At 68.6% G+C, this 25,811-nt stretch carries 25 protein-coding genes; 16 read left to right on the top strand and 9 right to left on the bottom strand.

What is annotated here, in order from left to right:
* Together ACWDTP_RS14200 and ACWDTP_RS14195 are read left to right on the top strand one after the other, a co-directional pair.
* Positions 1–651: xanthine dehydrogenase family protein molybdopterin-binding subunit (locus tag ACWDTP_RS14200; protein WP_450020662.1), on the top strand; the 651-nt coding region annotated here is incomplete at its 5' end.
* Positions 648–1,271, top strand: a complete 624-nt coding sequence (locus tag ACWDTP_RS14195) for an SRPBCC family protein (protein ID WP_450020660.1) — start codon at positions 648–650, stop codon at positions 1,269–1,271. The genes ACWDTP_RS14200 and ACWDTP_RS14195, both read left to right, overlap by 4 nt.
* Before the next feature lies 1 nt (position 1,272).
* On the opposite strand, the gene ACWDTP_RS14190 is transcribed toward ACWDTP_RS14195, so the two are convergent.
* Positions 1,273–2,931, bottom strand: coding sequence for a PucR family transcriptional regulator (locus ACWDTP_RS14190; protein WP_450020658.1), 1,659 nt, complete (start codon positions 2,929–2,931; stop codon positions 1,273–1,275).
* Positions 2,932–3,070: 139 nt separating this feature from the next.
* On the opposite strand from ACWDTP_RS14190, the gene npdG reads away from it, so the two are divergent.
* The gene (gene npdG, locus ACWDTP_RS14185) at positions 3,071–3,820 is read left to right on the top strand and encodes an NADPH-dependent F420 reductase (protein WP_450020656.1); all 750 of its coding nucleotides are present in this window, start codon (positions 3,071–3,073) and stop codon (positions 3,818–3,820) included.
* On the opposite strand, the gene ACWDTP_RS14180 is transcribed toward npdG, so the two are convergent.
* The 3 genes from ACWDTP_RS14180 to ACWDTP_RS14170 all read right to left on the bottom strand — a co-directional run bounded on the left by ACWDTP_RS14180 (position 3,784) and on the right by ACWDTP_RS14170 (position 6,183).
* Positions 3,784–4,437, bottom strand: coding sequence for a GntR family transcriptional regulator (locus ACWDTP_RS14180; protein ID WP_450020654.1), 654 nt, complete (start codon positions 4,435–4,437; stop codon positions 3,784–3,786). The genes npdG and ACWDTP_RS14180 overlap by 37 nt on opposite strands.
* 95 nt (positions 4,438–4,532) lie before the next feature.
* The gene (locus ACWDTP_RS14175; protein ID WP_450020652.1) at positions 4,533–5,471 is read right to left on the bottom strand and encodes a PDR/VanB family oxidoreductase; all 939 of its coding nucleotides are present in this window, start codon (positions 5,469–5,471) and stop codon (positions 4,533–4,535) included.
* A 19-nt stretch (positions 5,472–5,490) separates the two neighbouring features.
* Positions 5,491–6,183 (bottom strand): hypothetical protein, encoded by a 693-nt coding sequence (locus ACWDTP_RS14170; RefSeq protein WP_450020650.1) that lies wholly within the window; start codon positions 6,181–6,183, stop codon positions 5,491–5,493.
* Positions 6,184–6,411: 228 nt separating this feature from the next.
* Between ACWDTP_RS14170 and ACWDTP_RS14165 the strand changes: the two genes are divergently transcribed.
* From ACWDTP_RS14165 to holA, 5 genes are all read left to right on the top strand, one after another.
* Entirely contained in the window at positions 6,412–7,869 is a 1,458-nt protein-coding gene (locus tag ACWDTP_RS14165) for a purine-cytosine permease family protein (RefSeq protein WP_450020648.1), read from the top strand.
* Positions 7,870–7,950: 81 nt separating this feature from the next.
* Positions 7,951–9,066, top strand: a complete 1,116-nt coding sequence (locus ACWDTP_RS14160) for a hypothetical protein (protein ID WP_450020646.1) — start codon at positions 7,951–7,953, stop codon at positions 9,064–9,066.
* Positions 9,067–9,162: 96 nt separating this feature from the next.
* Positions 9,163–9,984: a helix-hairpin-helix domain-containing protein gene (locus ACWDTP_RS14155; RefSeq protein ID WP_450020645.1), complete on the top strand. Its 822-nt coding sequence runs from the start codon at positions 9,163–9,165 to the stop codon at positions 9,982–9,984.
* On the top strand, positions 9,981–11,525 hold the full coding sequence (locus ACWDTP_RS14150) for a ComEC/Rec2 family competence protein (protein WP_450020643.1): 1,545 nt from the start codon (positions 9,981–9,983) through the stop codon (positions 11,523–11,525). The genes ACWDTP_RS14155 and ACWDTP_RS14150 overlap by 4 nt, the downstream gene beginning before the upstream one ends.
* A gap of 13 nt (positions 11,526–11,538) precedes the next feature.
* The gene (gene holA, locus ACWDTP_RS14145) at positions 11,539–12,513 is read left to right on the top strand and encodes a DNA polymerase III subunit delta (RefSeq protein ID WP_450020641.1); all 975 of its coding nucleotides are present in this window, start codon (positions 11,539–11,541) and stop codon (positions 12,511–12,513) included.
* Between the two features lie 21 nt (positions 12,514–12,534).
* Here holA and rpsT read toward each other — a convergent pair whose 3' ends face one another.
* The gene (rpsT, locus tag ACWDTP_RS14140; protein ID WP_217159606.1) at positions 12,535–12,795 is read right to left on the bottom strand and encodes a 30S ribosomal protein S20; all 261 of its coding nucleotides are present in this window, start codon (positions 12,793–12,795) and stop codon (positions 12,535–12,537) included.
* A gap of 173 nt (positions 12,796–12,968) precedes the next feature.
* Here rpsT and ACWDTP_RS14135 point away from each other — a divergent pair, with 173 nt between their 5' ends.
* From ACWDTP_RS14135 to ACWDTP_RS14125, 3 genes are read left to right on the top strand one after another with little or no spacing between them, the layout of a single operon-like run.
* Positions 12,969–14,606 (top strand): circularly permuted type 2 ATP-grasp protein, encoded by a 1,638-nt coding sequence (locus ACWDTP_RS14135; protein WP_450020638.1) that lies wholly within the window; start codon positions 12,969–12,971, stop codon positions 14,604–14,606.
* Between the two features lie 12 nt (positions 14,607–14,618).
* Positions 14,619–15,593 carry an alpha-E domain-containing protein gene (locus tag ACWDTP_RS14130; protein ID WP_450020636.1) on the top strand — a complete coding sequence of 325 codons (975 nt, stop codon included), beginning with the start codon at positions 14,619–14,621 and terminating at the stop codon, positions 15,591–15,593.
* Positions 15,594–16,433 carry a transglutaminase family protein gene (locus ACWDTP_RS14125; RefSeq protein WP_450020634.1) on the top strand — a complete coding sequence of 280 codons (840 nt, stop codon included), beginning with the start codon at positions 15,594–15,596 and terminating at the stop codon, positions 16,431–16,433.
* Here the strand turns inward: ACWDTP_RS14125 and ACWDTP_RS14120 are convergent.
* Positions 16,430–17,578 (bottom strand): flavin reductase, encoded by a 1,149-nt coding sequence (locus tag ACWDTP_RS14120; RefSeq protein ID WP_450020632.1) that lies wholly within the window; start codon positions 17,576–17,578, stop codon positions 16,430–16,432. The genes ACWDTP_RS14125 and ACWDTP_RS14120 overlap by 4 nt on opposite strands.
* A gap of 206 nt (positions 17,579–17,784) precedes the next feature.
* Between ACWDTP_RS14120 and ACWDTP_RS14115 the strand changes: the two genes are divergently transcribed.
* Together ACWDTP_RS14115 and ACWDTP_RS14110 are read left to right on the top strand one after the other, a co-directional pair.
* Positions 17,785–18,777: a Gfo/Idh/MocA family protein gene (locus ACWDTP_RS14115; protein WP_450020630.1), complete on the top strand. Its 993-nt coding sequence runs from the start codon at positions 17,785–17,787 to the stop codon at positions 18,775–18,777.
* Between the two features lie 98 nt (positions 18,778–18,875).
* Positions 18,876–20,186: a PucR family transcriptional regulator gene (locus ACWDTP_RS14110; protein ID WP_450020628.1), complete on the top strand. Its 1,311-nt coding sequence runs from the start codon at positions 18,876–18,878 to the stop codon at positions 20,184–20,186.
* A 14-nt stretch (positions 20,187–20,200) separates the two neighbouring features.
* Here ACWDTP_RS14110 and ACWDTP_RS14105 read toward each other — a convergent pair whose 3' ends face one another.
* Genes ACWDTP_RS14105 through ACWDTP_RS14095 form a run of 3 tightly spaced genes read right to left on the bottom strand, consistent with a single transcriptional unit; the run spans position 20,201 to position 22,577 of the window.
* Positions 20,201–20,935 (bottom strand): alpha/beta fold hydrolase, encoded by a 735-nt coding sequence (locus ACWDTP_RS14105; RefSeq protein ID WP_450020626.1) that lies wholly within the window; start codon positions 20,933–20,935, stop codon positions 20,201–20,203.
* Entirely contained in the window at positions 20,932–21,471 is a 540-nt protein-coding gene (locus tag ACWDTP_RS14100; RefSeq protein WP_450020624.1) for a carboxymuconolactone decarboxylase family protein, read from the bottom strand. Before ACWDTP_RS14100 ends, ACWDTP_RS14105 begins: the two co-directional genes overlap by 4 nt.
* Complete coding sequence (locus tag ACWDTP_RS14095) at positions 21,468–22,577, bottom strand: LLM class flavin-dependent oxidoreductase (RefSeq protein ID WP_450020622.1); 1,110 nt, start codon at positions 22,575–22,577, stop codon at positions 21,468–21,470. Before ACWDTP_RS14095 ends, ACWDTP_RS14100 begins: the two co-directional genes overlap by 4 nt.
* Before the next feature lie 259 nt (positions 22,578–22,836).
* On the opposite strand from ACWDTP_RS14095, the gene ACWDTP_RS14090 reads away from it, so the two are divergent.
* From ACWDTP_RS14090 to ACWDTP_RS14080, 3 genes are read left to right on the top strand one after another with little or no spacing between them, the layout of a single operon-like run.
* A complete protein-coding gene (locus ACWDTP_RS14090; RefSeq protein WP_450020620.1) occupies positions 22,837–23,904 on the top strand; it encodes an ABC transporter substrate-binding protein in 1,068 nt (355 codons plus the stop codon).
* A 57-nt stretch (positions 23,905–23,961) separates the two neighbouring features.
* Positions 23,962–24,771 carry an ABC transporter permease gene (locus ACWDTP_RS14085; RefSeq protein WP_450020618.1) on the top strand — a complete coding sequence of 270 codons (810 nt, stop codon included), beginning with the start codon at positions 23,962–23,964 and terminating at the stop codon, positions 24,769–24,771.
* Positions 24,768–25,808 (top strand): ABC transporter permease, encoded by a 1,041-nt coding sequence (locus ACWDTP_RS14080; RefSeq protein WP_450020616.1) that lies wholly within the window; start codon positions 24,768–24,770, stop codon positions 25,806–25,808. Before ACWDTP_RS14085 ends, ACWDTP_RS14080 begins: the two co-directional genes overlap by 4 nt.
* Positions 25,809–25,811: the final 3 nt, after the last annotated feature.

The raw sequence follows: 25,811 nt of genomic DNA, 5'->3' as shown, positions 1-25,811 counted from the left end.
GTTCCCGAGGACGCACTGGTGTGGGTCGACGGGATGGTGCGCACCGAGGACGGCGCCACCGGCCTCAGCCTGCCCGAACTGGTCCGCGCCGCGAACGAGGCCCGGGTGGACACCGCCGTCCTCAACACCTGGCGGGCCCGCTCCGGGGGTTTCGACCCGCAGAAGGGGCAGGGCCACACCTATCCGGACTACACCTTCGGCACCCACGCCGCCGAGGTCGAGGTCGATCTCGAGACCGGTGACGTTCGGCTGCTCAAGTACGCCGCCTGCCACGATGTCGGACGGGCCATCAACCCGATCCGGGTGCAGGGCCAGATCATCGGCGGCGCCGCGCAGGGTATCGGCTACGCGCTGACCGAGGACTGCGTCACCGAGGCCGGGCATCCGCTGTCGTCGCTGTTCGCCGACTATCTCATTCCGACGGCGATGGACCTGCCCGATATTCGGGTCACCGTCGTCGAAAGTGGTGAGGGCCGTGGGCCGCTCAATGCCCGCGGTATCGGGGAGCCCCCGATCGGGCCGCCGGCGGCGACCCTCGCCAGCGCCGTCGAGGCCGCCATCGGCGTCCGCCCCACCCAACTGCCCATCACCGCCGAGCGGGTTCTGGCCCTGCTCGACCAGCGCGACGCCGAAAGGGGAACGAGCACATGAAGCTTCAGCACCGGACCGAGGTCGGCGCCCCGCCGGATGACGTGTGGGCGTTTCTGCAGGACACCCCGGCCGTGGTGGAGTGCATGCCCGGCGCCGAGCTCGTCGACGATCTCGGTGACGACCGCTACGAAGGCGTGCTGCGGGTGGCCATCGGGCCGCTGAAGATGAACTACGCGGGGCGGGCGTCGGTGGTCGAACGGGATGCCTCGGCACGGCGAATCGTGTTGGACGCCAGCGGTCGCGACAAGCGTGGGTCCGGTTCGGTCGCGGCTCATGTCGCGTTGCGGGTCGAGCCCGTCGACTCGGGCAGCCGCATCGACGTGGTCTCCGATATCGATCTCACCGGCCGGATCGCGTCACTGGGCCGCGGGATCCGCGACGTGTCCAACCAGATGTTCGTCGATTTCGCCGGGGAACTGGGCAGCCGCATCGAGCACCCCGGCGGGCCGACCCCGGTCGCGGCCAGCCCGGCCGCGCCCACGGCGCCGACGCCGCTGTTGCGGCCCACCGAGAAGAATGCGGGCGGCGAGATCAAAGTGCTGCCACTGATTTTGGCGGTGACCCGGGAACGGATCGCCGATTTCCTGGTGCGGCTCAGCACCCGCGTGCGCCCGAACTGAGTCAGGTCGGGCGGCTCGCCAGAATCTTCTGCATCTCGTTGATCTGCAGCGCCACCCCGACCTGGATCGCCACCGGGGTGCTGGTGCTGAACGGGCCGAGGAGCCGCTCGAGTTTGGCGAGGCGGTAGCGCAGCGTGTTGTAGTGGTAGTGCAGATGTCGGGCCGCCTCGGCCATGTTCATATTGTGCTCGATCAGGGTCTCCAGGGTCTGGAACATCTCCGACCGTTCGGGCTCGCTCATCCCGAGGACGGGGCCGAGTTTCTCCTCGGCGAACGCCCGCAGGTCCTCGTCACTGACCTGGGCCAGCAACCGGAACAGGCCCAATTCGCCGTAAGCGGTGACCGCGCCCGTCCCCGACACCCGCGGTCCCAGCCGCAGGGCGGTCCGCGCCTCCTGATAGGCGACCGAAACACCCTCCGGCCCTGGGTAGTCGCGGCTCACGCCGATCGCGTACCGGGCGTGGGTGAAATGTGCCACCTCGTCCTGGACGGCGCGTGCGACCGCGAGCACGTCCTGGTCGGCCCCGATCACCGCGACCAGTTCGGAGCCGAGCCCCGCGGCGGCCGCCAGGCGGTCGCGGCTGCGTACCGCAGAGGCCCAGAACTCGATGGCACGGTCGTCGGCCAGCCGGGACGGGCGGGTGGTGGGGGAGTCGTCGGCGGTTCCCTCCCGCCTGCCGACCAGGACGGCGATATCGCGTTCCAGGTCCCATCCGAATCCCGAACCCAGTGAGGCGTATTCGCCCGCTTCGAACTCGCTGCCCGAGATCAGCTCGAACAGCGCGTTGGAGGAGAATCGGCGCTCCACCGCGCCCACCGCGAGGTCTCGGGTGACCTCGAGGGCCGCCACGATGGCGGCCTGCCCGACCGCCACCAGACTGAACTCGCCGAACGGGCGCCGCGCTTCGACGGCCACGACGAAACCGTGGTGCAGGCGGCCCGCCCTGATCTCCCGCGACGCCCAGCGCCTGCCGGTGCGCCGGTCGGTGTGCAGGCCGGTCAGGCCCAGCCGTAACAGATCGGCCGACTCGGCTTTGAGGAAATGCAGATCGATCAGCGGGGCTTCATCACCGGCCAGCCCCAGCACGGTGCCCTGGGGATCGGTGATCACCACGCTGGCGTCGCCCAGCAGACCGGACAGGCTGGCGGCTAGCTCGGTCAGGCCGCCGCCGGACAGGGTGATCGCGAGAAACGAGTGGTGAATCTCCTGGGCCTTCGCCAGCGCCGACGCCTGCCGGTTGACGATGATGGCGAACGCCCGGCTCAGGATGTCGTCGAAGCGGACCCGCTCGGGGATGACGACCAGCGGAAGACCGAGGCGTTCGGCGACCCGGATCATCTGCTGCCCGAGTTCGGGCATGTAGCGGTCGAGCTTGATCCCGATGCCGACGAGCCCGAGCCGGTGCAGGTCGGTCAGCAGCTTGCCCTGGTCCTCGTCGTCGCGGGGCAGCGGATAGCCGGTGGCGAGCAGGAACTCGTCCTGCCGAACCCATCTGCCGATATCGGGCACCGTCATCACGTTCACGGCGCTGATCGCCCGGTCCAGACCCGAGCCGCCCGCGATCAGCTCGGCCCCGGCCAGCACCTCGTCGTCGAGCAGCTCTCGCAGCGTGAGGGTTTCGGTCGAACTGGGGATCGCCGTCGGATCAGGCGTGGTCATGGGCGGCAAGCTTAGCGTCGATCGACAACAACCGCCGGGTTCTTTGGCACATATAGCCATGGGTTGGCGGCGGCGGTTGTTCGTATGGTTGCTGCATCCGGGCCATCGGGCACCGGCGAATCCGATGAGGAGGAGCACCGTGCCACCACGCGTGAAATCCCAGGTTGCTGACGGCGTCGTGACCGAGACCGTCTCGATCCTGGGCGGCACCGGCAACCTGGGTTTCGGTCTCGCGGTGCGGCTCGGGGTGGCCGGCTACACCGTCTGTCTCGGCTCCCGGGACGCCGAACGGGCCGATCGCGCCGCCGCGGCGGCGGGGGAACTGGTGCGCGGTGGCACCTTCCTCGGGCGCCGCAACGGCGAGGCGGTGGCGCTGGCCGATCGGCTGGTGATCGTCGCGGTGCCGTTCGCCAACCATGTGGCGACCCTGCGCAGCGTGGCCGACCACTGGCGCCAGGGCCAGGTGCTGCTCGATACCACCGTTCCGCTCGCGACCGCGATCGGTGGACGCCCGACGCATCTGGTCGAACCGTGGCACGGCTCGGCGGCGCAGCAGGCCCGATCGGCGATCGATGACCGGATCGCTCTCGCCGCGGGGCTGCACACGATCAGTGCGGCGGCGCTGCGCGACCTGGGTCGCCCGCTCGATCAGGACACCCTGATCTGCGGCGACCCCGCGGCCAAGGCCGCGGTGACGGCGGCACTGGAGCGAATCGACGGGTTGCGCGTCGTCGACGCCGGATCGCTGGAGATGAGCCGCCTGCTGGAAGGGCTGACCCCGGTGCTGATCGGGATCAACATCCGGCACAAAACCCATGCCGGCATTCAGGTCACCCACCTCGGGGCGGGCGACTATTCGGTGGCCGCGGCATCCGGGAGCTCGGCGTAGTTCCATTGATGTTCGCGTGCGAGGGCGCATGCGGCCTCGAGATCGCCGCCGGTGAGGGAATCCAGCAACAGCTGGTGGTCGTTGGCGATCGCGCTGAGACTGGGGGTGCGCGCCATGATGGTCACCGAGGTGCGGGCCTCGATGTGCAGGTTCTCCCAGGAACGCTTGATGAGGTCATTGCCTGCCGCCTCGATGATGTGTCGATGGAACATCACGCTTTCCATGCCGACCGCCTCGGTGTCGTCGGCGCGCGCGGCCTTCTGCATTCGCGCCACGTCAGCTCGGAGTTGGTCGACCGGAACGGTGCCGGCCAGCAGAACCAGCCGGGTCGCGGTCTCTTCGAGTGCTGCCCGTAAGACGTAACTCTCGCGCAGGGTCTCGCGGATGAATGCCCGCACGAACGTGCCGCGGCGCGGCTTGATCTCGACGAGTCCGAACGTCTCCAGCTCCCGCAGTGCTTCTCGCACCGGGGCCTGACTGGTACCGAATGCGGTGGCGACCCTGGTCTCCACCAGCCGCTCACCGGGCTCCAACTCGCCCGATACGATCTGCCGTACCAGCGTGTCCCGGATCCGATGACTGAGCGTCTGCCGGAGATCGGTCTCGTGCACGGGCATGTTCTGAAGATACGGACTCATCGCGTCATGAACGTGCACCCGCCGTGTTCCCTCCCGCCCGGGTCGCAGGATCATCGAGGTCCGTGGTGCGGTGACTACAGGTCGAGCACCAGCACAGCGCTTCTGGACCGGGAGACGCACGGCAGGATGACCCGGTTGGATTCCCGCTCGGCATCGCTGAGAACGTCGTCGTTGTGTTCGGGTACGCCGTCGGCGACTCCGAGCTCACACGTTCCGCAGATCCCGGCGCGACATGAATTGTCGATCTCAAGGCCGGCCTCCTCCAGCACCTCCAGCAGGGTTCGATCGGTCGGAACCCGCAGGCAGGTTCCCGACCGGGAAAGCCGCACGTCGAATTCGCCGTCGGGGGAGCGGCCCGCGGGCGCGCTCGGTGTGAACCGCTCCAGATGCAGCGCCCCCGGCGGCCAGCTGCCGCACCGTCGCACCACCGCGTCCATCAAAGGTCCTGGGCCACAGCAGTAAACGGCGGTGCCTTCGCGCGGATCACCCAGGATGCGGTCGAGGTCGAGCAGGCCGAACTCGTCCTGGGGCAGCAGGTGCAGATCGCCGCCGGGGATTTCACCCAACTCGTCGACGAATGCCATCGAGCCGCGGGTCCGCCCCCCATAGGTCAGCGTCCATGGCAGGCCCCGTGCGGCCACGTCGCGGACCATCGGCAGGATGGGCGTGATGCCGATTCCGCCTGCGACGAACAGGTATCGGTCCGCATCGACGAGGGAGAAGTTGTTGCGCGGGCCGCTGACCGAGACGATGTGCCCGGTCCGGACGCTCTCATGGATGAGCCGGGAACCGCCCCGGCTGGCCGGCTCGCGCAGCACGGCGATCCGCCAGACCTCGCTGTCCTCCGGGTGCCCGCACAGGGAGTAGTGCCGGACCAGCCCATCGGCGAGTTCGATCTCGATGTGCGCACCCGGCGACCATGGCGGTAGCGGTGAGCCGTCGGCGGTGCGCAGCTCGAGGCCGAGGACACCGTCGGCGTGTCGGCGCGTCGACGAAATCTGCAGCAGCGACATCGAATTCCCGTCCCGAACGCTAGGTGGTCAGCAGCCGGGTAGCCGCTTCCGGTGAGAACATGTTGGCCGCGATGTCCCGCATGCCTCGCATGGCACGCAGGATCTCGTCGCGATCGTCGTCGGTTGCGGCGTAGCGCGAAAGGATCTGGCGCCCGAGCCCGACATGGAACTTCTCGTCGATCTCGATCTTGCGGTGTACCCGGACCACCTCGTCGAAGCCGTAGCGCTCGCCGGCCAGGAAGGTCGGTTCGAGGCTTCCGGTCGCCGAGGTCTCCGATGCGTTCCAGGCCGCGACCGCCGCGAGGGGGTGGCGGTCCAGGCAGTCCCAGAGAAACTCGCTCCAGATCCGCGAGTCCGCGGGCACGGTCGTCGGCGCGGTACCGCCGAGTGACTCCACGGCGGAGCTGACCGCTTCGTAGTGCTCGGCCTCCTGGAAGGCCTGTTTCGCCAACAGGGTGATGTGCTTGCGTTCGAAGCGGAGGCCGTATCGGCGGATCTCCTCGTTCAGCAGGAACACGTAGTCGATCTCACGCCACGCCCGGGTGGCCAGCCATTCGGCCAGGATGACCGGCTGGGGATCGGCGGCGAACGAGTCGAAGAACTCTTCGCTGGTGCGTTTCGCATTGGCGAAGATCGAATCGAGGATCTCGTTGACCTCGTCGTTGATGGGGTCGAGTCCCGTCCCGCCCCTGACGTTGCGCACATTGGCCATCGGAGTCGCCTTTCCGTCAATTCTCGATTATCGATAATCGAAGAGTAAGGAGGTCGCCGGTCGCAGTCAATGCCCGGATCCGGCCGGAGATCGGCCCGTCCATGATGGTTGGCATCTCCTGCCAAAGGGGCCCGGACGAGATTGGCTGCTCGTTACGTGTGCATCCGGGACGGCCGACCCTAGCGTGATGGGCCTGACAATCATCCTGTCCAGGAACGAGGAACTCGAATGAAGGACAGCAGCGCGCAATCAGCAACGGCCGGCGGGTCGTCCTCGGAAACCTCGGGCAGCCAGTTGGTGCTCGAAAGAAGTGGCATCAGCCATATCCCGACGAGCCAGCGCTACGGCAACCCGCGCAACCAGTTCACCGTCCGGTTCGCCCCGGTGATCTACCTGGCCGGTATCTATCTGGGAGCCAGCGGTGGGCCCCTCGGCCTCGGCTTCACCGGCAGTATCACCGCCATCGTGCTCGCCAACATCCTCGGGTCGATCGTCACCGGTCTGTGCGCGGTGATGGGGCCGCGGTTGGGGATGCCCCAGCTGCCGATGGGCCGTGCGCCGTTCGGCTACATCGGGAACTTCCTGCCCGCGTTCCTCACGTTGCTGATGTGTATCGGCTACTACAGCGTCGGCACGGTGCTCGGCGCTAAATCGCTCGCCGACCTGCTGAATGCTCCCTACGCGCCGACCGTCGTGGTCGTCGCCGCGGTGAGCATCCTGATTGGAATCTTCGGTTACAAGATCCTGCACACCATGGGCAAGATCATCACCAACGTCAGCATCGTGGTGCTGACGGTGGTTTCGGTCGTCCTGCTGTTCCACGGTGGCGGCCCCGGCACCGAGGCGACGGTGTCCGGAGTCGACTACTGGCTGGCGTGGTCGGTGCTCTTCACCGCGGTGTTCGGCTATACGGCCAGCTGGGCGCCGTACGCGTCGGACTACTCGCGCTATCTGCCCGAGAACAGCAAACCGTCCTCGATCTTCGCGGCCGCGACGGCGGGTCTGTTCGCCTCGACCACCTGGATGATGTGCCTGGGCGCCGGGCTCATCACGCTCATGCCCGACGGCGATGTGATCGATGCGTTCGGTGTCGCGCTGCCCGACTGGTTGCGCTACGTCGTCCTGCTCACGCTCGGCCTGTCCGCCATTCCGCACAACTCGGTCAACCTGTATAGCGGTGCGATGAACACGTTGACCTGCGATATCAAGCTGCCGCAGTGGTTGACGGTGACCGTGGCAGGTGTGGTGGGACTGGTGATCGCGCTGGTATTCGGCGGTGACCACTTCCAGGCGAACTTCCTGCTGTTCCTGCACGTGCTGTCGTACTACATCACGCCGTGGGTCGCGGTCCTGCTCGTCGACTACTACGTCGTGCAACGGGCCGGACGCAACTCGCTGGCATTCGAGAATTTCTATACGCCCGACGGGGCCTTCGGGAGGTTCAACGTCGCGGGCCTCGGAGCGTTGATCATCGGCGTCATCGTGTCGGTGCCGTTCATGGCCAACGGTTTCTTCACCGGACCCGTGGGCGCCAGCCTCGCCGGCGCCGACCTGAGCTACTTCGTGTCCGCGATCGTGGCGGCCGTGCTCTACTTGGCCACCTATCGCCGGTTCGCGCCGCGGACGGCGCAGGTCAATCCGCAGGCGCACGGCGCCACACCGTCGCGCATGCAGAAGACGGACTGATCGGGTCGGTCGCGCCGGTGAACCATTCGGCGCGACGGGCCGTATACGGGGTGTCCGAAACACCACCCCAGGGGCCCGAAAGTGTCTGCACGCGTTCAATCAGCTGTCCTGACCACCGCCGCGGTCGCGGGCATCGGAGCACTCGTCGTCGCACCGGTGGCCGCACCACCGCAGGTTTCTGCGCGGCCGGTCGTCAGTACCGAGATCCGGCTCACCGCGACGCCCTCGTTGGGGGCGTTGCCAATCGCCTTCCTGCAGAACCAGCTCGAGTACTGCAGCGTGATCTGCCCGTTCGCCGTGCAGGGTGCGGTCACCATTCCGCTCGGCGCGGTGCAGACGCCTGCGGCGTTGCTGAACGCGCTGGCCACCACCGGCTCGCTGACCAGGGCGCTCGGAGCGGCCGCGGCGTCGGTGACCGGACCGGCGAATACGGCCGCCGAAGGCATCATTCTCAACGATGTCGACCGGGTGGTGCCGAAAGCCTTCAACAATCTGGAGATCTCGGTCGTGCAGCTGTTGCGGGTCGGATCGGCGGTGCTCAATCCCGCCGATCTTCCGCAGGCGGTCGAGCAAGCCAGGGAGACCATCCTGGCCGGGCTGAACCAGCCACTGCCGGGACCAGGGGTTCCCGTACCCACCGAGACCGGGGCCGAGACGCTGCCCGAGGTTGTCGCGGTCGAAGCGGTCAAGGTCAGCGCCGCGGTCGCATTCCAGGCCGGTGAACTTCTGCTGCTCGGCGTGGTGCAGACCGCCGATGCGGGCGCCCAGGAGCTGGCCCGCACCGGTGACCCGCTGGCGGCGGTCAGCGCGGCCGCCGCGCGGGCCACCGGCGTCATCGATGTCGCGTCGAACATCGTCACCGGCTCGGTCGATACGGCCGCCGCCAATATCGGTGCGGCGCTCAAGGATCCGTTCCCGAAAGCCGTATCGACTCGGGAGGTCGGTTCGCTGACGCCGACCGCCGAACGCCGCCGCGATAGCGCCGACGAATCCGTCACTCCCGCCAAGACCCGGCCGCTGAAACCGGTCAAGCCAAAGACCGAGGACCGGCCCGTGCGCAAGGTGGTCCGCGACGTCGGCCGGGCGGTCGGAAAGGCGACCGGCGCGTTGACCCATTCACCGAAGAAGTCGTTGCGACACAACAACTCCAAGTCTTCTGCGGGTAAAGGGCAGCACCGGGCCCGGCACCAGAAGTAGCCGCGGTTATCCACAGCGCGATATTCATTCACAGGCAGCGGTGGATCGCGCGCCTGGCAGCCGGAACGGTCCCCGTGCACACCTACCGTCGCGGGCATGGGAACCGAACTGCCCGTGCAGCGGCTGCGTCGCCGGCTCGGGGCCGACGACGACCCGGACGACGCCGATGACGGGGTAGGCACGGCCGCAGCGGACCCCGGCGAGGTGGCCGAGACGGCGCTGTCGCGGTGGCTACCCGATACGTCGAACGACGGTGCCAGGGGCTGGCTGGCGACGGTGCGGGCCGATCCGGGACGGGCCGGGGTGCTGGCCATGGGCGCGGTCGGGATCCTCGCGGTGCTGGTCACGGTCTTCATCCTGGTCAGGGATCAACCGCCACCGGTGACGGCGGCCAATCTTCCTCCGGTGCAGATGATTTCGTCGGCGAACCCGACACCTGCCGGCGACGCGGAGGGGCAGCTGGTGGTCAGCGTGGTGGGCCTGGTGCACAAACCGGGACTGGTCACCCTGCGGGCCGGGGCCCGCACCGCCGACGCGCTCGAGGCCGCGGGCGGGCCGCTCGACGGTGCCGACCTGATCGGGCTGAATATGGCCCGCCGGATCGCCGACGGGGAACAGATCGTGGTGGGGATCGCGGCACCGCCGGGGCAGCCCACGTCGATGGGCAGCTCGGTGGCCGGGGAGCCCGCGGCCCCCGGCGGTGGCGCGGAGCCCGACGCCCCGGCGGCACCGGTGGACCTCAACGCCGCGACCGCCGAGCAACTCGACGGGCTGCCCGGGGTCGGGCCGGTGACCGCCGAGGCGATCCTGGCCTGGCGCGAGGCCAACGGCCGATTCGCCAGCGTGGATCAGCTCGGCGACGTGGACGGGATCGGGCCGGCCCGGCTGGCCAAGCTGCGCACCCTGGTCCGGGTGTGACAGCGGGAGAACCGCACCCCGACACCGAGCGGCTGGATCTGCGGATCGCCCCGGCCGCCCTGACCGCCTGGGCGGTGACCGCCACCGGAATCTGGTGGCACATCGGCGGTTCCATCACGGCGGTGGTGACGGCGACGGCAGCGGCGGCCGCGGCGGCCCGGTGGGGCGGTGCAGACCGCGCGGTACACCGCGGTGGCCCCGCGGTGCTGGCCGTCGCGGTCGTGGGGGTGGCCTTCGCGGTGGCGGTCGGGCTGCGGGTGCATCAGGCTGAGCACCATCCGATCGTCCAGCGCTACGGCACGGGCGCCGACGTCGAGGTGACGCCCACCGAGCCACCCCGGGTGCTCAAGGGCGGCCGGCTGATGTTCCGCGCCGACCTGACCGCGCTGGACGGCAGACCCAATCGCGGGCGGGTGATCGTGTTCGCCCGCGCCACCGGGTACCCGGCGGTGACGGTCGGGCGGCCGGCCCGCTTTCGGGCCACCATCGCGCGTCCGCTGCGCCGCGACCTCACGCTCGCGGTCCTCTCGGTCACCGGGCCGGTCACGGCGGGGCGGGCCCCGGCGGTGCAGCGGGCCGCGCAGCACATCAGAACGGGTTTCGCCGACGCGGCACGCGGCGCCCTGCCGGCCGATCAGGCCGCGATCCTGCCCGGCCTGGTGCTGGGGGACACCTCGACCGTCACCGAACAGACCACGGCGCAGTTCCGGGCGGCGGGCCTGACCCATCTCACCGCGGTGTCGGGCGCCAACGTCACCATCGTGTGCGGTGCGCTGCTCCTGACCGCGGCCCTGGTCGGCCCGCGCATCGCGGTCGGGCTGGCGGCCCTGGGCCTGATCGGATTCGTCATCGTGGTGCAGCCGTCGGCGAGTGTGCTGCGGGCCGCGGTGATGGGTGCGGTCACGCTCCTCGGGGTGCTCACCCACCGGCGGAGACAGGCGGTGCCCGCACTCGCGGGCAGCGTTCTGGTGCTCATGGTCGCGGCACCGGAACTGGCCGTCGACGCCGGATTCGCCTTGTCGGTGTGTGCGACCGCGGGCATCGTCGTCATCGCACCGGTGTGGGCCCGACGCCTCGAGGACCGCGGCTGGCCGCGCTGGCTGGCCGCGGCCGTCAGCGTCGCGGTGGCCGCCCAACTCGTCACCGCGCCCCTGATCGCCGGGATCTCGGGCCGGTTCAGCGTGGTGGCGGTGCTGGCCAACCTGGCCGTCGCCGCGGTCATACCGCCCATCACGGTGCTCGGGACCACGGCGGCCGCCGTATCGGCGCTGTGGCCGGCGGGCGCGCAGCTGCTGATCCGGTTCACCGGGCCCGAGCTGTGGTGGTTGCTTTCGGTGGCGCGGTGGGCGTCGGGGGTGCCCGGATCGGCGTTGCCGACACCGTCGGGGCTGGTCGGGGTGCTGGTGGTGGCGGCGGGCGGGATCGCTTCGGCGGTGTTGTGGCGGTACCGGTGGATGCGGCACGGTGCGGCCGGCCTGGCGATCGTGCTGCTGGCCTGGACGCTGGCGGGCCAGGTGGTCGGCGCCGTCGGTGCGGCGTGACACGATCATGGGCGTGAGCCAACAGACCGACGGGCTGCACCTGGTGCTCGGTGATGAGGAATTGCTGGTCGAACGTGCGGTCGCGGCCGTGTTCCGGTCGGTGCGCGAGCGCGCCGGATCCGGCTTGGGATCCGAGGACGTGCCGGTGGACCGGTTGCGGGCCGGCGAGGTCAGCACCAGCGAACTCGCCGAACTGCTGAGCCCGTCGCTGTTCGCCGAGGAGCGGATGGTGGTGCTCGAAGCCGCGGGTGAGGCCGGTAAGGACGCCGTCGCGCTGATCGCGGCGGCCGCCGCCGATCTGCCGCCCGGCACGGCCCTCGTCGTGCTGCACTCCGGTGGCGGCCGGGCCAAGGCCCTGGCCGATCAGCTGAAAAAACTTGGGGCGCAGGTGCATCCGTGTGCGCGCATCACCAAGCCGGCCGAGCGGGCGGATTTCGTGCGCGGCGAGTTCCGCCGGCTACGGGCCAAGGTGTCCGATGACACCGTCAGCGTCGTACTCGATGCCGTCGGCTCCAACATCCGCGAGCTGGCCGCGGTCTGCTCGCAATTGGTGGCCGACACCGACGGCCAGGTCGACGCGGCCGCCGTGCGCCGCTACCACAGCGGCAAGGCCGAGGTGAAGGGCTTCGATATCGCCGACAAGGCGGTCCTCGGAGATGCCGCCGGGGCCGCGGAGGCATTGCGCTGGGCCATGCTGTCCGGTGAGCCGCACGTCGTGCTGGCCGATGCGCTGGCCGAGGCGGTGCACACCATCGCGCGGGTCGGGCCGCTGTCGGGGGATCCGTACCGGCTGGCCGGTGAGCTGGGGATGCCGCCGTGGCGGGTGCAGAAGGCGCAGAAACAGTCGCGGCGATGGTCGCGGGAATCGGTGGCCGAGGCGATGCGCGTCGTCGCCGCGCTCAACGCAGACGTAAAGGGCGCAGCGGCGGATGCCGACTACGCCCTTGAGGCCGCGGTGCGCCGGGTGGCAGACCTCGCCACCCGGTGAACCCGGGTTACTGCCGGAGGATCAGAGCTTGTTCAGCGCCAGGGCCAGGGCCGACTTCTTGTTCGCGGCCTGGTTGGCGTGGATGACGCCCTTGCTGGCGGCCTTGTCGAGCTGGCGGCTGGTCGACACCAGCAACTCGGCGGCCTTGTCCTTCTCGCCGGCCTCGACGGCCTCGCGGAAGCCGCGCACGGCCGTACGCAGCGACGACTTCACCGACTGGTTGCGCAGCCGACGACGCTCGTTGGTCCGGATGCGCTTTTCCTGCGACTTGATGTTGGCCACGTAGAAGTTCCTTCTTAATTCTCTAGCAGGGGTTACGAAGTCTCGGTGCGCCCACGCATACGGCGGGCAGCGACGTTTCAGGGTACCAGTGCAGCGCACGAACCCCCAAAAGCGACAGCGCCGACGGCCCTATGAACCGACAAAAAGCCTGCCGGTGGTGCAGCATGGTGCAGATGAGCCTCCGAACCGTCGCTACCGAGAGGCCGGCCGATCCGGGCAGGTCGTCGCGCAATTCCAAGCCCCGGGTCAGACACGAGGGCATCTTCGACGGTTACAACCGGCTGGGCCACTACTCGCAGGCGTTCGACGAGATGTTCGATGCGTCGGGCAACGTTCGCGGACCCTACAAGGGCATCTTCGCCGAGCTTGCTCCGTCGGACGCCTCCGAGTTGCAGGCCCGCTCGGAGGCGCTCGGGCGGGCGTTCATCGACCAGGGCATCACCTTCTCGCTGTCCGGTCAGGAGCGACCTTTCCCCCTCGATCTGGTGCCGCGGGTGATCTCGGCGGCCGAGTGGTCACGGCTGGAGCGCGGCATCACCCAGCGGGTCAAGGCGCTGGAGATGTACCTCGACGATGTGTACGGCGAGCAGGAGATCCTGCGCGACGGGGTGATCCCACGCCGGCTGGTGACCTCCTGCGAGCACTTCCACCGCGAGGCCGCGGGCATCGTCCCGCCCAACGGCGTGCGCATCCACGTCGCGGGGATCGACCTGATCCGCGACGCCAAGGGCGATTTCCGAGTGCTCGAGGACAACCTGCGGTCGCCGTCGGGGGTGTCCTATGTGATGGAGAACCGGCGCACCATGGCCAGGGTCTTCCCGAACCTGTTCGCGACCAACCGGGTGCGTGCGGTCGGCGACTATTCGTCGCATCTGCTGCGCGCGCTGCGCAACGCGGCACCCACCAACGTCGCCGACCCGACGGTGGTGGTGCTGACCCCCGGCGTCTACAACTCGGCGTATTTCGAGCATTCCCTGCTGGCCCGACAGATGGGTGCCGAGCTGGTCGAGGGCCGCGATCTGTTCTGCCGGGACAACGCGGTCTACATGCGCACCACCGAGGGGGAGCGTCAGGTCGACGTCATCTACCGGCGCATCGACGACGCGTATCTGGATCCGATGCAGTTCCGGCCCGACTCGGTGCTCGGTGTCGCGGGCATCCTCAACGCCGCGCGGGCCGGCAACGTGGTGATCTCCAGCGCGGTCGGGAACGGGGTCGGCGACGACAAACTCGTCTACACCTACGTGCCCACGATCATCGAGTACTACCTGGGTGAGAAGCCGGTCCTGGCCAACGTCGACACCTACCGGTGCTGGCTCGACGAGGAACGCGAGGAGGTGCTGGACCGGGTCGACGAACTGGTGGTCAAACCGGTCGAGGGGTCGGGCGGCTACGGCATCGTGTTCGGGCCGGACGCCTCGGCCAAAGAACTGGCCGCGATCGCCAAGAAGATCCGCAACGATCCGCGTGGCTGGATCGCGCAGCCGGTCATGCAGTTGTCCACCGTGCCGACCCAGATCGACAGCAGGCTGGCCCCGCGCCACGTCGACCTGCGACCGTTCGCGGTCAACGACGGCAACGATGTGTGGGTGCTGCCGGGCGGTCTGACCCGGGTGGCACTGCCCGAGGGGTCACTGGTGGTCAATTCCAGCCAGGGCGGTGGCTCGAAGGACACCTGGGTGCTGGCTTCGCGGACCTCGGCGGCCGACCGTGAGCTGGCCGGGGCCGAGGTGGTGCGGGCCCTGCCCAAGTCGGCCACCAGACCCAACAGCGATGGCGCGCCCGACGACTCGTCCCAGCAACAGCAGTAGGTGGTGAATCAGATGCTGGCACGCAATGCCGAATCGCTGTACTGGATCGGTCGCTATGTCGAGCGGGCCGATGACACCGCCCGCATTCTCGACGTGACGATCCACCAGCTGCTGGAGGATTCCAGCGTCGACCCGGACGGCGCATCGCGCACGCTGTTGCGGGTCCTCGGCATCGAACCGCCCGAGAAGCCGCTCGACGTGTGGTCGCTGACCGACATCGTCGCGTTCAGCCGCGACACCTACGGGGCATCGATCGTCGACGCCGTCTCGGCGGCCAGGGAGAACGCCCGCGGCGCCCGCGAGGTCACCTCCACCGAGATCTGGGAATGCCTCAACACCACCTATAACGGCCTGCCGGAACGGGAACGGGCAGCCAAGCGGCTCGGCCCGCACGAGTTCCTGGCCTACGTGGAGGGGCGGGCGGCGATGTTCGCCGGGCTGGCCGACTCGACACTGAGCCGCGACGACGGCTACCGGTTCATGCTGCTGGGCCGGGCCATCGAGCGGGTCGACATGACCGTGCGGCTGCTGCTGTCCCGGGTCGGGGACAGTGCCTCCTCACCGGCCTGGGTCACGCTGCTGCGGGCGGCCGGCGCGCACGACACCTACCTGCGGACCTACCGCGGTGTCCTCGACGCCGGGCGGGTGGTCGAGTTCATGATGCTCGACCGGTTGTTCCCCCGGTCGATCTTCCATTCGCTGCGGGTGGCCGAACACAGCCTCGACGAACTGCTCAGCTCGCCCTACAGCCGGGTGGGCGCGACCGCCGAGGCGCAGCGTCTGCTCGGCCGGGCCCGCAGCGAGCTCGAGTTCCTGCAGCCGGGTGTGCTGCTGGAATCGCTGGAGAACACCCTTGCCGAACTCCAGCGGACCTGTCGTGATGTCGGAGAAGCCTTGGCGCTGCAGTATTTCCATTCCGTTCCGTGGGTGGCGTGGACGGACGCCGGGCACGGCGATCCGCTGGTGATCGAGGAGGGTGAGCTCTAGATGTGGCGCATGCGGGTGGTGCACTCGACCGGCTATGCCTACAAGTCCCCGGTGACCGCGTCCTTCAACGAGGCGCGGCTGACGCCGCGTTCGGACTCCCGGCAGAACGTGATCCTCAACCGGGTGGAAACCGTCCCCGCCACCAGGTCCTACCGCTACGTGGACTACTGGGGTACCGCGGTGACGGCGTTCGACCTGCACGCTCCGCACACCGAACTGGAGGTGTCCTCGGCGTCGGTGGTCGAGACCGAGGTGGGGGAGAAACCCGACGACATGGCGAGCTGGGAGGACCTGGCCTCCGAGGCCGTCTTCGACAGATTCGACGAGATGCTCGCCCCGACCCAGTACACCCCGCGCAGCAAGCGCATCCAACGGGTCGGTGAACGGATCGCCAAGGATCACCAGCCCCACGAGGCGGTGATCGCGGTGGCCCAGTGGGTGCGCAGCGAACTCGACTACGTGCCGGGCACTACCGGTGTGCACTCGTCGGGTCTGGACGCGTTGCGCGAAGGCAAGGGTGTCTGCCAGGATTTCGCGCATCTTTCGCTGATCATGTTGCGGTCCATGGGAATTCCTGCGCGCTACGTCTCGGGTTACCTGCACCCCAAACGCAAGGCCTCGGTCGGCGACACCGTCGACGGGCAGAGCCACGCCTGGATCCAGGCCTGGACCGGCGGCTGGTGGAACTACGACCCCACCAACGACGCCGAGATCAACGAGCGGTACGTCAGTGTCGGTGTCGGCCGCAACTATTCGGACGTGGCCCCGCTGAAGGGCATCTACTCCGGTGAGGGGTCCACCGACCTCGACGTGGTCGTGGAGATCACCCGGCTGGCCTAGAACAGTCCGCCGGTGAGTGAGAGCAGTTGGCGGGTACGTGCTTTGGCCAGTTCGCAGTAGGTACGCGCGGCGGAGCGGGCGCCCGCCGCGTCGCCGTTCTCCAGGGCGACCAGGAGATCGCGCTGCGCGGACAGGAACGCGGCCGAGGATTGTGCGGTGGTGCCGAAACTGCGCATCATGACGTTCTTGATGCTCAACGATCCGAACGCCGCGATCAGCACCGGGTTGGCGGTCAGGGCGACGATCGCCTCGTGAAACGCGTAGTTCGCGTCCAGATAGGCATGGAAGTCCTCGAACCGGTCATCGACCAGATGGTGCGACATCGTCTCGAGGTGACCGCGCGCGACGGCGAGTTGGCGCGGATCGGCTCTGCCTGCGACAGAGTCGATCACGCCCAGTTCGATGGCGAGCCGGGCCTCGAAGGTGTAGTCGGATGTGCGGACGTCGAACGGTGCGATCACATAACCGCGGTGCGGGTCGCGCAGCACCAGTCCGTCGGCGGCCAGCCGGGTCAGGACGTAGAACGCCTGGGGCCGGTCGCCGTCGAGGCGCTCGGCGAGTTCGTCGACGGTGACCACCTGGCCCGCGGTGAACACCCGGCTCAGCACCATGTCGCGGGCCCGGGCGTAGGCGTTGTCGTTGCGTTCGAATTCGAAACGCCCGAAACCGCCCCGGAAGTAGGTCAACGGTGCGCCGTCACGTGCGGTCGCGGCCAGCACATAGCCCAGGAACACCGAATGCGTTCCGCCGGTGACCTGCTCGGTCACCTCGCACTCCAGCGCCGCGATGGCCTCGGACAGGATGGCCACATCGGCGATGCCCCGCTCGACCGCCACCCCGTCGAACTTGTCCGGTCGCGGCGCGGCGAACTGATAGGCGAGCTCGCCCTGCGTCTGCCCGAGCACGTTGACCGTGTAGCGGCCGCTGCGCTCGATCGCCGTCGCGGTGGGAACCGCGTTGTTGACGCACGCGAGCATCATCGGCGGCTCCATCGACAGCGAGGTCACCGAACTGGCGGTCATGCCGTAATCGCGGCCGTCGACCCGGGTGGTCACCACGGTGACCCCGCTGGCCAGGTGTCCGACGACGTGACGGAACAGGTCTGTGTCGACCCCACCGCCCGCGGTCACGTAGTCCTGGGTCACGTGTGTCTCCTGTCGTCGCACTGCTGCCCTCAATTGAACGTCGGGCCGGACCGGCATTCACTCACGGAGTTCGTGAATCTCGGTCGGTGCCGATGGCGCCCGAGGACACGGCCGCGCGGGCCGGTGACGGAATGCGCCACCCGGCGACCAGAAGTTCACGTTCGCCGACAATGCACGCACCCCGGCCGAACCTTTGACTGTCTGATGTGATCAGAGCAGCCGTGGTGGGACTGGGTTGGTGGGGCGGCAAGATCGTGCGCGATCTGGCCGGCAGCGACGATGTGCGCATCGTGGCCGGAGTGGATATCAGCGAACCGGCGCGCGCCGCCGTACGACCGTGGGTCGAGGATGTGCACGACGACTACGACGCGGTCCTGCGCGACGATTCGACGGACGCGGTAATCCTTTGCACACCACACAAATTCCACACCGAACAGATCGTCGCGGCCGCTGCCAACGGCAAACACGTGTTCTGCGAGAAGCCGCTGAGCGCCTCCGGCGCGCACGCGCGGCGCGCGGTGGCCGCCGTCAAGGCCGCCGGGGTGCAACTCGGAATCGGGCACGAACGTCGGTTCGAGCCCGCCGTGGTGGGGCTGCGCCGGGCCATCGCCCAGGGCGAACTCGGGGTGCCGCTGATCTTCGAGGGCAACTTCAGCCAGGACAAGTTCCTCGATCTGCCCGCCGAGAACTGGCGGCTGTCGGCCGTCGAGGCGCCGGTGGGGCCGTTGTCGGCGACCGGGATCCACCTCGTCGACCTGGCCATCAGCATCCTGGGCCGCCCCACCGAGGTGTGGGCGCGGTTGTCCACCCAGGCGACGGCATTCGCCAACGGCGACACCCTGGCGATCACGCTGGCCTTCGAGAAGGGGCAGACCGCGCTGATCACGGCGGTGCTGGCGACACCGTTCGTCGGGCGGGTGACGGTGCTCGGCTCGGAGGGCTGGGTCGAGATCCGCGACCGGACCCACCCCGAGGCCCCCGAGGGCTGGGACGTCACCCGCCAGCTGCGCGGACATCCGGCCTCCACGACGTTCTTCCCGCCGCACGCGTCCGTGCGCGAGAACATCGAATCGTTCGCCAGGGCGGTGGCCGGGGGCGCCGCCTATCCGGTTCCGCTCGACGAAATGGTCGCCAACGCATGCACGTTCGAGGCGATCACCCGATCCGCGCGGAGCGGGGCCGTGGAGCCGGTGCGGTGAGGTGGGTGCCCGCAGGCGCCGGTTGCGGCTACCATCGCGGCACGGTGTGACGCAGGTCATTATCGCACCCCCGCACAACCCCACCGAGGTGCAACGCGATGTCTTTGATCTCTGAGGCGACGGCCGAGGCCGATCCCGACCCGGCCGGTGTGACGATGCCTGCCCCGCTGCATCTGTGGCGTGACGAGCGGCCGGTGCCGCCCTGGGTGCAGCGGGCCGCGGGCGAGTTCGACGTCGATGCGCTCGTCGACGTCATCATCGGGCGCTGCCTGGGGGTGGCGTTCCCCAACCACGTGGGCGACGACGAATTTCGCGGCCATCTCACCGCGAGCACCCGGGCCAACGCGCGTTGCCTGCGGTCGGTGATCGCCGGTGAGATGGCCCTGGAGGACGTCTATCTCGAGCAGGTGCTGTCGTTCGCGACCGTGCAGGCGCAGCTGCGGATACCGCAGAAATCGATGCAGCGGTCCTACCGGGTCAGCTTTTTCACCATGTGGGAGGCCTGGACCGGGTTCCTGCGGCGGGTGATCGCCGACCACGACATCGATCGCGACGAGGCCACCCTGGCGCTGCAGTTGCTGACCCAGACCATTCTCGGTTACCAGGACTTCGTGGCGTCCCAGGTGGCCGAGACCTACACCCGCGACTACGAGGCACTCAACCGGTCGCGCGGGCATATGCGGCGCAGCCTGGTCAAGGACATCCTGCGCGGTGAGAACAGTGCGCTCACCGGCTCGGACACCGCGATCCTGTCCTACGACCTGAGTTCGCGCCACATCGCGGTGGTGCTGCCCACCCTGGCCGAGGGCGCCGCGACGCAACTGTCGGTGGGGTTGCGGTCGGCTGTCAGCTGTCAGTACGCGCTGGCCTACCCGCTGACGCTGAGCTCGACGGTGGTGTGGCTGGGCCGGATCGGGGAGTGGAAGCGCACCGTGCTCGACGCCCTCGACGCGGTGCTCGCCGAAGCCGGGGTGGTGGCCACCCTGGGCGGGGCGCACGCCGGGATCGACGGTTTCCGCGCGACCCTGGCCGAGGCGGTGGACGCCGAGCGGATCCGCGCGGCGTGGGGCGGCGCGGGTGCCCCGTCGGTGGTCCATCACGACGACGTCGGTCTGGAGATCCTGCTCATGCGCGACCCGGAGCGGGCCCGGCAGTTCGTCGACCGCGAACTGGGGCCGCTGGCCCGCGACACGGTCGAGGCCGCGCGGCTGCGCGAGACCCTGGAGGCATCGTTCCGGTTCGGCTCGCACGTGGCGGCCGCCGAACATCTGCAGCTGCACGAACACACCGTGCGCAACCGCCTGCACAAGGTCGAGGAGCTGCTGGGGCATCCCATGGGTGAGCGCCGCACCGAGCTGCAGGTCGCGGCCCGGCTCATCCGGCTGCTGCCGGGCTTCGGCGCCGGCTGACGCCGCGCCGCCGCTCAGCCCGGGGCGGCGGCGGTCAGCAGCGACGCAAAGGCCTGCGCCGCTTCGACCGCGCAGGCGTGCCTGCCGGGCAGCCAGTAGACGGGCGCACCGCCGGTGGCGTCGGCCAGCCCGGTCGCGGCGGCGCGGAACGGTGGGGCGTCGTCCTCGCCGCACACCACCACCGTGGGCACCGGCGACCCGGCCAGGCCGCCGGTGAGGTCCACGGTCGCCAGCAGGTCACACGCCCGCGCGTACCCTTCGGCGTCGGTGCCGGCGAACACCTCGCGGGCCCGCCGGACCCGTGCATCGTCCGCCGCGACAAGCGCCGGGGTGAACCACATCTCGACCATGGGCGGCACCAGCGAGGCGAGCTCGCCGCGCCGGGCGGTGTCGGCCCGCTCGCGCCACATCTGGCGCATCGGTTCCGGATACACCGCCACCGTGTCGACCAGGAACAGCGACGCGACCAGATCGGGCCGGTCCATCGCGAGTCGCTGGGCGACGATGCCGCCGAGCGATACGCCGACCACGTGCACCGGTGCGGGCCCGCCGGCCAACTGGTCGGCCACCTGAGCGGCGAACTCCGCCACGCCCGCACCGCGGCGAAGCGGCGCGGCCGACCCGTGCCCGGGCAGGTCCAGCGCCACAGCCCGGCCCGGTGCGAGTTCGGCCTGCACGGGCTGCCAGAACGTCCGGTCGCCGCCCAGCGGATGCAGCAGCAGGTAGGGCAGCGCCTCGGATCCGGTCACGGTAGCCGCTCGTAGTCGTCGGGAACCGGGGTCTGCGCGGCGTTCAACGTCATCGCCAGCGTGGTGTAGTAACCGGCGGTCACGATCATCTCCACGACACCGGCATCGCCCAGCTGGCCGACGGCCGCCTCGAAGGTGTCGTCGCCGACGCGGTGTTCGCCGATCAGTTCCTCGACGAATCGCCACACCGTGCACACCTCGGGTGGGCCGGTCGGCGAGTCACCCGCCGCGACGGCCGCGATGACCCCGGCATCCAGGCCCGCGCCGCGGGCGAGCGGGACATGGTGGCCCCATTCGAAATCCTGGTCCCAGTCCCGCGCGATGAGCAGGATGACCAGTTCGCGCAGGTGATCGGCCAGGCCCGACCCGAACCTCAGATACTCGCCGACCAGCTGCACCCGGGTCATGAGTTCGGGGGCGCGCAGCAGCGGGACGAACGGGCCGAACAGCCCGCCGCGCGGTCCGGTCGTGATGCGCTGCACCGCGGCTCGCTGGTCGGCGTCCATGGCGGCGGGCAGGGGAAGTCGATCGGTCACGGCCGCTGCGACCCGGGTCCGGCCGCATTGACCGCGGGCATCACCTTCTCGGCCATCAGTTCCATCGACCGCCGCGCCAGGCCGGGATCGACCCAGTCGAGGCCGGCGTAGACGAGCTCACCGAACTCACCGGTGCGCTCCCGGAACTCCAGCAGTTGCTCGGTGACCGATTCGGGGGTGCCTGCGATGACCAGTTCGTCGAGCACACCGTCGAGGGTGACGTCCTCGTCGGGCTGCTCGCGGTGCGTCTTGAACAGTTCGAGGCGGCCGATCTTGCGCATCTTGGTCAGCATCTTCGAGTAGTAGAACCGGTACGGGCTGCGGGCGTCGCTGCGGCCGTAGCGCTCGGCGACGGCGGCGTCGTCGGCGACGAACACCGTCCTGGCCACCCGCCAGTCCGCGGTGTCGGCGACCTCGCCCACCGACTCCCTGCCCTGCACGTAGTTGGGCCAGTGTGTGCAAACCCACTGTGGCAGCAGGAAGTTGGCCGAAAGCGGATGAAAATTGCGGGCGCCCATCGTGATCACCCCCTTGGAATAGGGGGCCACGACGGTGCCGACGATCTCGGGCCGCGGCCGCTGCAGCGGCTTGGGCAGGATCCCGACGCCGAGTTCCGGATCGTAGGTTCTCGCGGTGCTGACCGGGAACCGGCCGCCTTCGCGGACAAGGGAATACGGCGGTTCGGATTCCCACACCGCGGTGATCGCGTCGATCGCCTCGGCGAAGATCTCGTTGCGGTCCTGATCGAGGATCCCCAGCGCCTCGGCATCCGAGGGCAGCGCGCCGGCACTGATGCCGAGGATGAACCGGCCGTCGGCCAGGTGGTCGAACATCGCCGAGTTCGCCGCGACCAGCACCGGATGCTGCTGGGAGAGATTGGTGGTGCCGGTGCCGAGCCGAATCTGCCCGGTCTCGGAGATCAGCGTCGCGAGGAACACCAGACTGTTGGTGATGTTCTCGTGCCGGTCGGTCAGATGCTCGCCGATGAACGCGTCGTGGAAGCCCAGCCGGTCGGCCAGGATCACCGCCTCCCGGTCCTCGCGAAGGGTTTCCGACCAGGGCCGGCCGGCGGGGTGTAGCGGCATTGCGAAGTAGCCGAGTCGCATTGATTCCTCCAGGTCACGACGGACAAGCACATCCAGTCAAGGCCCGAGGGCGCCGCGCGTCAGTGGCGGCGTAGTCGAAATCGGCAAGGCACACATCACGGCTTGCGTCACCGCCGCCGGATCGGTGACGGCCCACGTCACAGGCCGCGACACCCGTCGGGAACGAAATTCACGTGCCACGACATAGGTGTGCCCGCCGGCTGGCACTGTACTGAGTGTCACACATCACAGAAGGCTGCGGACCATGAGGAGGACCACTGTGAAGGTCGGTAGGACGGCAAGGAAGTCGCTATGCCTCGCCGCGTCGGCGGTGCTGGCGTTGACGGCGGCCGTGGGCTGTGGGGGATCGCAACAATCGCAGGGGGCGGACGGGCAGCAGGTGATCCGGTTCGCCTTCGCCCCCGATCCCGTGTGGGACCTGCTCAAGGACTCCGGTGAGCTCGCAAAGTGGGAGCGGGAGAGCAACATCCGTGTCGAGACCAGTTCCACCTGGGATGAATTCACCTACTTCGCCGGCGGCCACGGCGACGTCGTGTCGATGTCCACCCAGGAGGTGCCGGTCCTCGAGGAGCAGACCGGCATCAAGACGGTCACCTTCGGCAAGTACAACTACCAGCGGGTGCCGATGCTGGCCCGCTCCGACAGCCCGTACGAAACCCTCGAGGACATCCCGAAGGGCTCGAAGATCTGCGTTTCGGGGCCGACCTCGAACACCGCGTTCTGGACCGTGCTGGCCAAGCAGATGCACAACCTCGACTACCGCGTCGGCGGCGGTGACTTCCAGCTGCTCGTCAACGACCATTTCGTCAACCCGACCAACCTGCTGCGCGGTGACTGCGAAGCCGCGGCCGTCATCCCCGAGGCCGCCGTCCCGCAGCTGCGCAAGGGCGAACTCAAAATCATGTACGGCGGCAAACTTCCGTTCCAGCTCTACAAGGAGTTCGCGCCGGACAGCGACGACCAGCGGCACGTCGTGGGAAACACCTTCACCGCCACCGAGGAGTGGTACAACGCCCATCCCGATCTCGCGGTGAAATTCCTCGAGCTGTGGCAGCACGGCGTGGAGATGTTCCGGGAGCAGAAGGCCGACGTGGTGCGCAAGTATCCGCAGCATTTCTCGGTCGAGACACCCGAGGACATCGACTGGATCACCAACTTCATGTCCGATGACAACGACTGGTTCGTCGACAAGGTGGCGATGGACAAGGACTGGATACCGGTGGAGACCGAGATCTGGAACCTGATGAAGCAGCTCAATCCGAAGAACGCGAACTATCTGCGGCCGGATGCGCCGACTCCGCGTTTCGAGGCCGTCAAGATTTCGTGATTCCCCACCAACACCCGAGAGGCGATTGTGTCCACGACGTTGGAGTCACCCCCGAAAGTGCCCCCGCGAACGAGCGAGGAGGACATCGTTCGCGCGGCCAAACGCAAAGACCGCATCACCACATGGGGCTGGCGCATCGCCGGTTACGTGTTCTTCCTGGGGATCTGGGAGCTCGCCTCGGGCAACCTGATGGACGAGCGCCTGTTGCCCGGACCGTCGACGGTGTTCGAGACCTTCGGCCGGCTGTGGGCCACCGGTGAGGTGCCCGGCGCCTTCGCCACCACCCTGGCCCGGATCGCCGTCGGTTTCTCCATCGCCTTCGTCCTTGGTGTGGCGATCGGCATCCTCATGCAGAACCGCTTCCTCAACGGCTTCTTCCGGGACGCGGTCACCATCGGGGTGACCACACCCGGCCTGATCTGGGCGCTGATCACCGCGATCATCTTCGGGAACCGGACGGCCGGGCCGATCACCGCGATCGTGCTCACCACGTTCGCGCTCATCACGGTCAACATCTCCGAAGGTATCAAGGCGCTGCCCAAAGACCTCATCGATATGGGCAAATCGTTCGACGTCGGGGTGGTGAAACGCAACCGGCACATCGTCGTTCCGCATCTGGCGCCGTTCATCTTCACCGGTGTGCGGTTCGGCTTCTCGATCGCCTGGAAGGTCACGGTGCTCACCGAGGTGTTCTCGGCGTCCCAGGGCATCGGATTCGAGATGCGCACCGCGACACAGCTGTTCCGCCTCGACGAGTTCCTCACCTGGATTCTGGCGTTCTACATCCTCGCGCTGTTCCTGGACAAGGTGGTGCTCGAATCGCTGGAGCGCCGATTCTTCGCCTGGAGAGGGGAATTGAAGTCATGAGCGTTCAGACCACGCCCCGCCCCGCCGCGCCGCACCGGCCGTCCCCGCTCACCCGGGCCTGGCGGACGGCGACCCGCAACTCACTGGTCGGCCGGCTGCTGTTCCCGGTGGCCTGCCTGGTGTTCTGGCTGCTGGCCATCAAGGCGGTCACCACGATCTGGCCGTTCGCCGTCGACGTGCTGCCGACGCCGTGGCAGGTGTTCGGGTTCATGGCCGACGAGCTGCGCGGCGACACGCTCGCCCCGCACAACATGTACGTCACCTTCGGTATCTCGTTGCAGCGGTTGGCGGTCGGGATGGCCATCGCCCTGGTCATCGGCACGGTCATCGGCATCGCGATGGGCCTTTCGAAGGCCGTCGACGCCTTCTTCAACGACTGGGTGGTGGCCATCCTGGCGATGCCGAACCTGGCCTGGGCGCTGTTCTGCAGCCTGGCCTTCGGTTTCGGCGACGTCGGCCCGATCGTCACGGTGGTGTTGACGGGGATACCGTTCGTGATCATCAACGTCCGGGAGGGCGTACGCAACACCCCGACCGACCTGTTCGATATGGCGCGGGCGTTCGGCGTCCCGCGGGACCGGGTGATCCGCCAGGTACTGATCCCGTCGCTGCTGCCGTTCCTGTTCGCCGCCGCGCGGTACTGCTTCGCGCTGGGCTGGAAGGGACTGGTGGTCGCCGAGGTGTTCGGCGGCCAGGACGGTGCCGGCTGGACGATCAAGTTCTGGTACGACGCGCACCGCGCCTACGGCGTCATCGGGTACGCGCTGCTGTTCGTGATCTTCGCGTTGATCTTCGAGAAGTTCATGTTCGATCAGCTCTCCAAACGCCTGTTCAAGTGGCGGCCCGCGGTCGACTCGGTCGAGGTCGTCGAGGAGCGGTTCGACCAGCCGTCCCGCGCCGCGGTGGTGGCCGCCGAAACCGGTGCCAGCTCCACCAGCGCCGCACTCGGCAGCATCACTCTGGCAACTCACGGCCCCGATGACGAGGCCGGAGCACCAACGGCGCCCGACGCGCCCGACCGGAAACAGGAGCACTGAAAC

The organism is Mycobacterium sp. NPDC003449 (assembly GCF_053588415.1).
The sequence above is the reverse complement of the archived record's forward strand: the minus strand, read 5'-3'. Positions and strand labels throughout refer to the sequence as shown.